Source organism: Vibrio sp. 10N.261.51.A3 (assembly GCF_041471965.1).
GTDB lineage: Bacteria > Pseudomonadota > Gammaproteobacteria > Enterobacterales > Vibrionaceae > Vibrio > Vibrio crassostreae_C.
Genome location: NZ_JBFRPK010000067.1, coordinates 106,884 through 117,399, shown reverse-complemented (window position 1 = coordinate 117,399; position 10,516 = coordinate 106,884). Strand labels below are relative to the sequence as shown.

Annotated in this window: 8 protein-coding genes and 1 pseudogene; 8 read left to right on the top strand and 1 reads right to left on the bottom strand. The window is 44.1% G+C overall.

Translation table 11 applies throughout. From position 1 onward, the window contains the following. Positions 1–926: pseudogene (locus AB4371_RS16770) on the bottom strand (IS5 family transposase); the annotation flags it as partial. A gap of 214 nt (positions 927–1,140) precedes the next feature. On the opposite strand from AB4371_RS16770, the gene AB4371_RS16765 reads away from it, so the two are divergent. The 8 genes from AB4371_RS16765 to cas6 all read left to right on the top strand — a co-directional run bounded on the left by AB4371_RS16765 (position 1,141) and on the right by cas6 (position 10,449). Continuing rightward, complete coding sequence (locus AB4371_RS16765; protein ID WP_102394521.1) at positions 1,141–1,401, top strand: hypothetical protein; 261 nt, start codon at positions 1,141–1,143, stop codon at positions 1,399–1,401. Positions 1,402–1,563: 162 nt separating this feature from the next. After that, positions 1,564–3,315 (top strand): Cas10/Cmr2 second palm domain-containing protein, encoded by a 1,752-nt coding sequence (locus tag AB4371_RS16760; RefSeq protein WP_102394522.1) that lies wholly within the window; start codon positions 1,564–1,566, stop codon positions 3,313–3,315. Positions 3,316–3,318: 3 nt separating this feature from the next. Continuing rightward, entirely contained in the window at positions 3,319–3,903 is a 585-nt protein-coding gene (locus AB4371_RS16755; RefSeq protein ID WP_372150370.1) for an RAMP superfamily CRISPR-associated protein, read from the top strand. Next, positions 3,900–5,510 carry a hypothetical protein gene (locus tag AB4371_RS16750; protein WP_372150369.1) on the top strand — a complete coding sequence of 537 codons (1,611 nt, stop codon included), beginning with the start codon at positions 3,900–3,902 and terminating at the stop codon, positions 5,508–5,510. Before AB4371_RS16755 ends, AB4371_RS16750 begins: the two co-directional genes overlap by 4 nt. Further along, positions 5,503–6,897 (top strand): RAMP superfamily CRISPR-associated protein, encoded by a 1,395-nt coding sequence (locus AB4371_RS16745; protein WP_102394525.1) that lies wholly within the window; start codon positions 5,503–5,505, stop codon positions 6,895–6,897. The genes AB4371_RS16750 and AB4371_RS16745 overlap by 8 nt, the downstream gene beginning before the upstream one ends. Next, positions 6,894–7,400 (top strand): hypothetical protein, encoded by a 507-nt coding sequence (locus AB4371_RS16740; RefSeq protein ID WP_102394526.1) that lies wholly within the window; start codon positions 6,894–6,896, stop codon positions 7,398–7,400. Before AB4371_RS16745 ends, AB4371_RS16740 begins: the two co-directional genes overlap by 4 nt. Then, on the top strand, positions 7,397–9,565 hold the full coding sequence (locus tag AB4371_RS16735) for a TIGR03986 family CRISPR-associated RAMP protein (RefSeq protein ID WP_372150368.1): 2,169 nt from the start codon (positions 7,397–7,399) through the stop codon (positions 9,563–9,565). The genes AB4371_RS16740 and AB4371_RS16735 overlap by 4 nt, the downstream gene beginning before the upstream one ends. Beyond that, on the top strand, positions 9,562–10,449 hold the full coding sequence (cas6, locus tag AB4371_RS16730) for a CRISPR system precrRNA processing endoribonuclease RAMP protein Cas6 (RefSeq protein WP_102394527.1): 888 nt from the start codon (positions 9,562–9,564) through the stop codon (positions 10,447–10,449). Before AB4371_RS16735 ends, cas6 begins: the two co-directional genes overlap by 4 nt. Positions 10,450–10,516: the final 67 nt, after the last annotated feature.

The following is a 10,516-nucleotide window of genomic DNA, read 5'->3' as shown; positions in this document are numbered from 1 at the left end:
TCCATATCATTAACAACGCCAGTTTCAGGCATACCTAACCCAGTAAGCTTGTTCAACGCTTTTATCATCGCGTAAGTTTCACCCACCTGTGCATTGTAATTTCTTAAGCTCAGTTGCCCTCCTAGCAACTGTTTAACTCGATACATCGCTGTTTCTGAGAGTGAACGTTTGTGGTATCCATACCGCTCTTTCCAATACTTATTTGAGCCGTATAATTTCTGGCAACCCACGGCGAGATTTCGAGGGTGACCACGCTCTCAGAAGGCTGCCCCTTCTCTTGGGGGAATAAGCGCAATGGCTCCCTTAATCTTAATAGCAGCGTGACACGCTCTCGTGTCGTAAGCGCCATCACCAGACACCTCAAGGATACTTCGGCGTGTTTGTTTCAGTAAGTTAGGGAGTACTTCTCCATCTGTAACCCTCGATAAACTTAGCTCGGCGGCAATGATCTCATGAGTGTTGGTATCGACGGCAATATGAAGCTTTCGCCAGACTCTACGCTTGCCATCCGTCCCATGTTTTTTGACTTTCCATTCACCTTCGCCATAAACCTTAAGGCCAGTAGCATCAATAGCTAGATGCTGTATCGCTCCTCTCGTTTTAGTCTTAAATGAAACCTCAACTTGCTTGGCTCTACGACTGATGCAGGTGTAATGCGGACAACTTAACGGTACATGGGCTAACCTAAATATCGAGTCGATAAATCCTTGAAGCGCTCTCAATGGCATAGAAAAAACTCGTTTCACCATGAGTGCTGTCGTGATAGCTAAATCACTGAACCGACGCGGCCTCCCGTGCTTATTCTGTTTACTTTGCGCCCACCCGCTTATTGCTTCTTCATCAATCCAAAAGGTCAGAGAGCCACGGTTAATGAGTGATTGGTTGTATTGCTTCCAGTTGGTTGTTTTGTAACGAGGCTTAGGCATAGGGGTACGAGAGAGGGTGGAGGTAGCTGATCAGATCGTAGGTTCTTGATTTAGTTCCATTGAATTACGCAACAAAGCCCTTGGGAAGAGTAAAGACATTTAAGGATTTAACACCTTTCTCCTTTTTCTGCTCGGATCCGAGCTTGATGATTTTGTCGCTTTAGTAAATACATAATGTGTCCATCAACCCATGAAAGCCATGAAAGGACACATTATGAAAAAGTTTCAACTTACCGCGGAACGCTCTGCAAATATTCACCAACCGACATTTGAAAGCCTAAAGATTTGGTTTAATTATAAATCAAACAGATCTGGAGAGTGTGCAAACAGAATGCTAACAGATACGTTGGCTTACCTTCGTGCCGCATATCTGCATAAAAATAACCTCAGCAACAAGTCCCAGCTTGAAATTGATCAGAACATCAACGAAGCGCTGTTGGCTATCTCTGATGGATACCTAGTGGAGTTTAGCTAGGTATTAAGTTGTATGGGCTCGAGCCCATCAGCTTCGCCACATTTTAAGATTATTCTAACCTTCCATTTACGTAATACCTTGAAACAATGGTTTTATATTTTCTTCTTTGTGATTTGTTATAATTCTTATTTATCAATAGGATGGAAAGGGAAGTAAATTAATATGCTGTACGTATATCTATTCGAAGTTAAATCCATCCAACAGTATCTGTTTGGTTCTGGCAAATTAAAAGACGTTATTTCAGCCAGTGAACGTCTCGATCGACTCATCGATAATTCTGAGAATAGCGTGTTAAATATCGTGCTCAACGCGGCGAATTTACCCTCAGATTTATTGAGTGAAAATGAATCGACCCAAGCTATTAAGTTTCTGCGCTGTAAAGGTGGTGCCTTTTATGCCACGTGCGAATCAAGTGTGCCGTTAGAAAAATTAAGATCTTTATGGACGTTAACTATCAATCAAATGTTCCCCTCATTGGTTTTCGTCGATGCCTTGACACAAGGGACTTGCTTAAATAGAGCGATAGATTCTGGACATCAAGCATTAGCCGCCGCCAGAAATACACCTAAAGTCAACATCCCCTATGCGCCTGCGCTTGTCCAGCGTTCTGCTCGTACTGGGAAAGCTGCAATTCCATTGAGTAGGTCAGCAATAAAAGCCTCGACAGCGGACCATGATGATTCTGCTTTGCACCTAGATGTCGATACTGAGAGGCATCGCCAAGCGTATCAAAACTTCGAACTTAGACGTGATGCGGCATTACAACACCGGTTTACGCCAGAGTCGCTTCGCGGAGAAATCGGTTATCCCATCGATTTTGAGGATGAGTTTGAGTTTGCGGATGATAGTGCTGTTTTGAATCATCAACAACGTGACGCAATAAAAGACATGGCGCTAATTCATATTGACGGAAACGGTTTGGGCATTCTGTTGATGAAACTAAAATCTGCCTTAAACAATGAGAGTGAGCGCCGCTTTCGTCAAACTTATCGGGCGTTCTCTGACGCGTTGAATATCGCTACGGTAAAGGCTGCTCAACAAGCAACACAATGGCTATATGACCAATTGAAAAGACAACAAGCGACGTCAGAAGGTAACGAAAGAGTAATGTTACCTATGCGCCCAATAGTGCTCGGTGGAGATGACATCACATTGTTTTGTCGTGCAGATCTTGCACTGGGATATGCGCGACAATTCTGCAAGGTGTTCAAGGTTCAATCTGAGATTGAGATAAAAAAACTTCCTGTGCAATCAATTGGCGTCAGTTATTTAACCGCAAGTGGCGGTATTCTCTATTGCAAAGCTAGCCACCCGTTTATGCAGTCGCATAACCTAGTTGAAGCGCTATGTGAAAAAGCGAAAAAGTTAACAAAAAGCGTAGTTGGTTTAAACAATGTCAATCAGGTCGGGCCGGCAGCTTTAGCATTTCATCGTCTTTCGAACACATCGCAGCAAAGTTTGGATGAGATAGTTGCCACGTCTCAGCATTTTGAACAACAGGTCAACGGTGGTTTTTCAATGGGGCAGGGAGCCTACCTTGTTGAAGATAATGACCTAATCGAAAAAGCAAACCTATCCCATCGGAAATTCGATTTCCTTGACGCCTTAGTTGAAAAATCAAGTGCGGATGATGCCCCGGTTTCGCTATCGCGTTGGCGCCAAATGGCCACCGAGATAGCGAATGGTCAGCCAGATGAAGCGGAGCGTATCTTTGAACGCGGGTTAGATCTTAGCGGAGATAGGGGTAGCGCCAACGAATTTAGATCATGTGTTGATAACCTGAACCCTAGCACCGTGTCTGACTCTAGTAAAAAGTGGTATTGGGAAACGGATTATGGATATCAAACCATAATCAATGACCTCTTAATCATGGGGCATTATCAATTGTTATCTAACCAAGATGAGGCTCAGTAATTTATGAATACCATAACCTTTAAACTCAAGTTTGACATCCAAAGTGATTGGCACATTGGATCTGGCGAAGAAGGCGGCGCGAAAGCGGATGCGTTGGTATTAAAGGATGAGCAAGGACTTCCATATTTACCCGGCCGTGCGGTGAAAGGCTTATTGAGAGAAGCCTTTCAAAAGGCGGAAGACAACCAATGGTTTACCCAAAGCTGCACTGTAGCAACGCTCTTTGGTTGTGAAGGCACCGGAATCGCAACGCAAGGAATTATTACGGTTAGTAATGCTGTTATGCAACCGAGTGAGAGGCGTTTCTTTCTAGAGAATTCAAAAGCAAAACAACATTTATATCGTGTCTTGTATTCGACGGCTATTGAGCATGATTCTGGCGTAGCGAAAGAGACAAGTTTGCGTTCCATGGAAGTCAATGTACCGATGCAACTGAACGCAGAGATTGACCTATACAGTGATGACGAGACATGGGTGGACAAGATCACTCGGGTTGTACCGCTGATTACTCATGTCGGCGCGAAACGGAACCGAGGGCTAGGTCAGGTAATGGTGTCAGTGGAAGATAATAAGGAAGCGTACCTGTGAGATTACATTACACATTAACGACATTACAACCCATTATTGTCAGCCAAAACTCGGCCACTACAATGAATCACTTAGGGCTCGATTATATCCCAGGGAGTGCCATTTTAGGGACGGTGGCTAGCACGCTTTATCAACAAGTCAGTGATGCGCAATCATGGGCGTTATTTCATTCAGGAGAGGTGAAGTACAGTGCTTGTTACCCTGTTTGTAATGGTGAATTGTGCTTACCTACTCCCGCGAGCTGGCACTACCAGAAAATGGAAACGCCAGTCTCGGATGGAAAATATGATACGAGTAAAATAACAAACCACGCATCACGCTTATTTGAACGTAAGGCCGTTCAATACAAACAATGTCGCAATGGTTACCTTGGTTCACAAGGACACCTCGGGGAAGTGCGTAAAGGCAATGTGACAAAAACTGCACTGCAAAGAACGACGGGAGCAGTCAAAGAAGGTTCGCTATTTAGTTACGTGTATATCGAAGCGGGTCAAACGTTTTCCGGCTGGGTTGAATGCGGTACCGAACAATACTATGCATTGGTGAAGCAGCACTTGCTCGGAACGAAAAGGGTTGGCCGCTCCCGCAGCGCAGAGTTTGGTCGGGTAGACATCGCTGAAATTAAAGCGCCTGTACAAAGCCCCCCTAGTCATAAGGCTAGCCATAACTCTCAGCAGTTAGTCCTATGGTGTTTGTCAGATTGTCAGGTATTCACCCAAAACGGCTTACCTACTTATACGCCATCACTAGCTGATCTGATTGAAGGGGCTAATGGTCAGTTAAATCCAGAGCGGAGTTTTATTCGTACTCATTCGGTTAGCCGCTTTAATCAGGCACGTCAGGGGCTCGATAGTGAACAGCTACTGATCGGCAAAGGCTCGGTATTGGTTTTCGAGGATGTTTCTATAACGACCAATCAGATAGAGCAGTTACAACAAAACGGTATTGGTCTCAACTTACAGCAAGGTTTGGGTTGGGTTGATGTGAACCCCTCATGGGCTGAACGGCCTGAACTGAACGAAGACTTGTTATTCTCACCTATCGTTGTTGAAAGCTCTTCTAATCAAAGTTCGTTAGTTAGTGTTGAAGTCGTAGATGTTGAAAAAACAGAAGTAACAACGCCTCTAACACGTTGGGCGAAAACAAAACTAGACCAAACTACACAAGGTCATAGCTGTAGGCGTCAAGCGAATGAATTAATTAGAGAAATTCTGCAAGTTTACAGTCGCTGTCGTAGTTATAACCACGTCAAGGCATCCTGTGCGATTGGTCCCTCACGGACACAGTGGGGACGAGTGCATGCTGCAATCCGCAATAAAACCCCAGATTGGTTCGATATCCTATTTGAAGATATGAACAACAAACTAAGTCGTGCAATTTGTAAACCCGTCAATGATGCACAAGGTTGGGGAGTAGCTTGGCAAGTAGGAAGTACGCTTGTTACTTTCGCTGACTATTTTAAAGCGTTAGTTAGCCCTGAGAAGATTCAGATAGAAACGCTGCTACTAGCGCTGGAACGTATGAGTCGATACGACATGTCTACTGACAATGGTTTGAAAAAAGCCACGCAAAGCCTAATCTGCCCAAAAGGGACGAACGATGAATGAAAAAATAGTCGTCACGCAACTGGTTATCGAAACGCAAAGCCCAATGGCAATTAATACAGGCCGTCGTGATACCGGGTTTGATACCGAATTAGCTCGTGATATTAACGGCTTACCTATGATTCCTGCCACTGCAATAGCGGGTGTGTGGCGTCACCTTGCCAAATCACAGGCTTGTGGAGATGGCCAGCACATAGAAGATCTGTGGTTTGGTACCACAGAGCAAGCATCTAGTTTAGTGATTTCAAATGGGGTCTTGTTAAATAGCCACAGTGAGCTTGTCGACAATTATACAGAACCAAGCCATATGGAAAGCGATCCTTTACTGGCCTTGTGCTTGGCAGAGCGCCCTCACCACAGAGACGGAGTCGCGGTCAATGATCGTGGTGTCGCGATTGATCGAGCTAAATTCGATCAGATTGTGTTACCCAAAGGGCTTCGATTTAGTATTACATTGCAATGGAGTAATCAGGATAGGGAAGATGAACAGCAACTCGATGACGAGCAATGGCATCAACTGTTGGCTTTGTGGGAACATCCCACTTTTGCTTTGGGAGCGAATACTCGTAATGGGCTGGGCAGGGTCAAGATCATTGCCAGTGAAGAGCATCAGATTCTGTTGCACCGTAATCTCGATGCGGGAAAGCAGTTGAACTTGGCGAGGGCATCCCGACCCCCGAAATCTCATGCATTAAAGACGTGCATTAATTCAGGAGCGGTGAATCGCTATCCTTCTTGGTCTATCTCATTAAAAGCGTTAGACAATTGGCGTTGTGGTCGGGGAGTAGAGTTACTGTCGAAACCAAACAAGTCGCTCAATCATTCAGTCAACGTGATCACTTACTCTGAACCCGTAGTGATTTGGAAAGGAACACAAGCTGAAATAATCCCGTTTTGCCCTGTGGTATGTGGCAGCAGCATTAAAGGTATGCTGGCTCACCGCATTGCTTTTCACTACCGTAAACATGCAAAACAATGGGCAGAAACGGCAGGCGATGCCGAGAATGAAATCTGGCAGAAACGCCCAGAGGCACTTAAAGCACTATTGGGGTATGCAGATAATGATCATGACCAGAGTGTGGCCGGTTCACTCTGGGTTGAGGATGCTGACATTGAATACGAACACATCGTAATTCGTCACCACAACAGTATCGACCGTTTTACTGGCGGAGTTCGTAAAGGGGCGTTATACAGCGAAGAGTTACTCTATCAACCTCGTTTTACCATAAGCATGTACCTGACTAAACAAGAAGAAGATTTAGAAGCACTGCTGCTATGTGCCTTAAATGACACCATTAGGGATGTAGAGCAAGGGTTACTTCCTATGGGCGCAGGAAGCGGCCGAGGAACAAGTTTAGTGATCAAGAATGAAAAAGGAACGGCTAAATGAGCTTAGAACAATACCAACAATTAGCGCTCAATTCGGTTTCAGAACTTGGGGTACAATTGCCCCTGTTATTGCCAGCACACATCAAAATTGAATCGTTTACAGGGGCACTTAGTGATGCTTTTGGGCATATCGAAACACTACAGCCGACAGATGGTTGGGCAATGTATCGTGATGCGGTGGTGATTAGTCAAAGCCTTCCCAATCGAAGTGACCTCATCGAAGCTGAATACTGTAATAGCGAAACTACGGTGCATATTCAATTAATAGGTGGCAGTACTTATCGAATTACTCATTATGTCAGCCAAAAGGCACGAGATAACGCCACTAAATTTTGTTTCAGTGAGCAGGAACTGTCTTTACGAAGTGACTTAAGCAGGGACGCTGAACTAGCTTGTTACCGATTGTGGTATCAACAAGTTGAGGGTGGGGGCTGGGAGCCGCTAGCTCAACAATTTATTGGTTTTGCTTACTCGTCGAATGGGTATAAGGAGACATTAAAATGAGCCATAAAATACATGCTCCTTATCATTTTGTTCCACTGTCACAATGGGTGCACATGCCAGAATGGGCACATTTGGTGAGTCATGACCACCCGTTTGAAGATGGTCATTCTGGAGTGATTGAATATACCCTTATCAACAAGACGCCGTTATGCGTTGGCAGTGATAAAGACGCTAATGGTGTGGTCAAGTTTGCTCGCGATCCGTTAGGCCATCCAATCATTCCTGGCTCGAGCCTGAAAGGGATGATTCGTAATGTGCTGGAAATTGCGAGCTTTGGAAAATTTAGCTCGGTTGATAATAAACGTTTTTCGTTTAGGGATATCTTAAGCAGTAAGGGGAATTACCTTACCAATGTGATTGCTAAAAATACGGTGCAATCAGGTTGGGTGAAATTTGATTCTGTCGAAAATGAGTGGAAATTTACACCGTGTAATTTCGTCAAAGTGTCTCATAAAGAAATCAAATCATCTCTAAAGAAAGAGATTAAAAACAGTAATAGTTCAATTGGCAAGTATCACTCTTTTCCTTTAAATAACTCAGTGAGCGCAAGGATAACTGAACCAAAAGGAAAGCAAAGAAATCGCTGGGCGGAAGGGCTCGCTATTGGTGGGGAAGGTAATCTTGTTTTTACCAATATGCGTATCCCTGGTAAAGGTGACCGGGCGAATTATGAATTCAGTTATTATTTTTACCCGAAACACAATGCTGAGTCTCAGGTGGTAACACAACAAGTTTTCGACCTTTTTGATAATCACACCAGTGTAGAGGATGAAATTGACGGCATTAAATGGAACCAAGTTTCGTACCTACAAAGTCACCAACACTCTGATAAGGGTATTCCCGTTTTTGCGTTGATCAAAAAGCATTCATCAACGGTTCATTCATTGGGTTTTGCAAAGATGTCAAGGGTGACATTCAAACATTCTATACATGAGATGATTGAGTCTACAAACAAAGCACATCTTTCAGACGCGTACTTCGATTTCCCGGAGGTGATGTTTGGTACCTTACGTGACAAGGGGCTGGGCTTAAAAAGCCGCGTAATGTTTTCTGATGCTATAAGTGAGGGGTGGAATGAATCGGCACTTTATCCATCTAACCCTATTATCCTTAGCGAGCCAAAAGCCACATTTTATCCCGCGTATATCGAGCAGAATAAGAATGAAAGTGGCTACCGCGATTATGATAGTGACAATGGCGCGTTATCTGGCTACAAGCGCTATATAGCTAAGTCTCCTAAGCAAGTAGGCCTTGAATCCAATGTGAAAGACAACGATAAGGTCGCTCAGAGAATCGAACTGGCTCCGGTTGGTAAATCCTTCAAGGGACGCGTCGTGTTTCACAACCTTAAAACGGTTGAATTGTCGGCGCTGCTATGGTGCCTAAATTTAAAGAAGAGCAATCATCAACTTGGGCATGGAAAACCTATGGGGGCGGGAGTGGTCAGCATCAGCCCTCGTATTTCGCATCTTTCTTCTAATAAAGAACAAAGTCAGCAGCAGTTTGACGCTCAGTTTGAACAGCACATGAATGAGCAATATCCTGCGACTGGAGATAATGCATGGCTTTCATCACCGCAGCTTAAGTATTTACTTCAAATAGGTAAGCTGGGTGAGAATGATGATGTGAATACTCGCTATATGTCTATTGATAATAAAGATTACCAAGATGCAAAAAAGAAAATGGAGAAGTTGCCCGAATTACATGGGGTAGGTCGAACTGAGCCGGTGGCGGTCAATAATACACAAGGGGCAGCATCGTTTGGTCGAGGCCGTTTGGCTCATTTAGTTGATCTCAAAAAGCCTTGGGACAAAGGACAATACGAAAAAGCTTCCAATATTCAGAAAGAGCAGACTGAAGAAGAAGAGAGATTACGCAGAGCGAAAGAAGAAGAAGTACGAAAAACGAGTTTGTCAAAACATGCCAATATAGTTTTCGACTTAAATGAGAGCCTTATTGGTATTGATGCTTCTGAAAGACCACCATTGATTCGCGAGGCGATCCATTTCTTTTTAGATAATGTTCATCACCAAGAATCCAGTGCCGCAAAAGAGTTATACCAGTTAGCTCGGAACAATAGCTATCATCAAAAGCCGAAGAGAAGAGAAAAAGATCAAAAAGCAGAACTTGCTGAGCTTATTAAAGAGTATGGTGTAGCACTATGATGGCATGCCTTAATGAAATCACGGCACAATTCCAATTGGTAAAATTGCAGATCACGGTGCAACTGAAACAAAATACACAACTGCCAGCTTTTAAAGGGGCGATGTGGCATGGTTTGTTTGGTGAAGCCTTAAAAGCCTATGATGAGCAGTGTTACCAAGTCTTTTATGGTGATCACGATAACCAGCAACCAAAGCCCTATGCGATTGCGCCGGAGGGCGATCATAAGGTGGATTGGTATAAAGGAGAGTTGCTAACGTTGGAGATCACGCTGTTCGGTGATGCTTGTCAACTCGTTAATGAAGTCGTCGATGCGTGGCGCGAAGCGAGTTGTAATACTGAGCTGGGCATAGGTGAAAAGCGTGCGTCATTTTGGTTGCTCTCGGTGAGTTCAATAACGCCTTATGGGGTTAAGCCGGGCATTCATCCCCATACATTACATGATTGGCTGCAGTTAAATGCGCATGCCGGCCAGCAGCAAGAGATTGCTTTGCACTTCCTTACGCCACTAAGATTAAAGCAGAATAGCAATATAGTGAAGAAACAAGCACCAGAGCTCAAGTTTTGGGTTAACCAGAGCTTAAGGCGTCTGACTCAGTTAGGCCGTTTTTGGGTGAATGACAATCAAGAACTGTTTGATCGAGTCTATCAACACACACTGGACTCGATACCGAATAACGTCGACTGGCAATCACACTGCTATTTTGAGGATTGGATGCGTTATTCTCGTCGTCATGGCAAAGCACTCCCGATTGGTGGCCTTAAAGGCCAGGTGAGTTTCTATGGTGACTTAGAAGCGCTTATTCCAATTCTAAAAATTGGTGAGTTGTTACAAGTCGGTGGTAAAACCACGTTTGGATTAGGAAAATATAGACTTATTGCATAATAATAGTGCGACTGAGCCATAAGCTATTCATTTACTTATCGAGATCCTACATCGATGTGACCAAGCA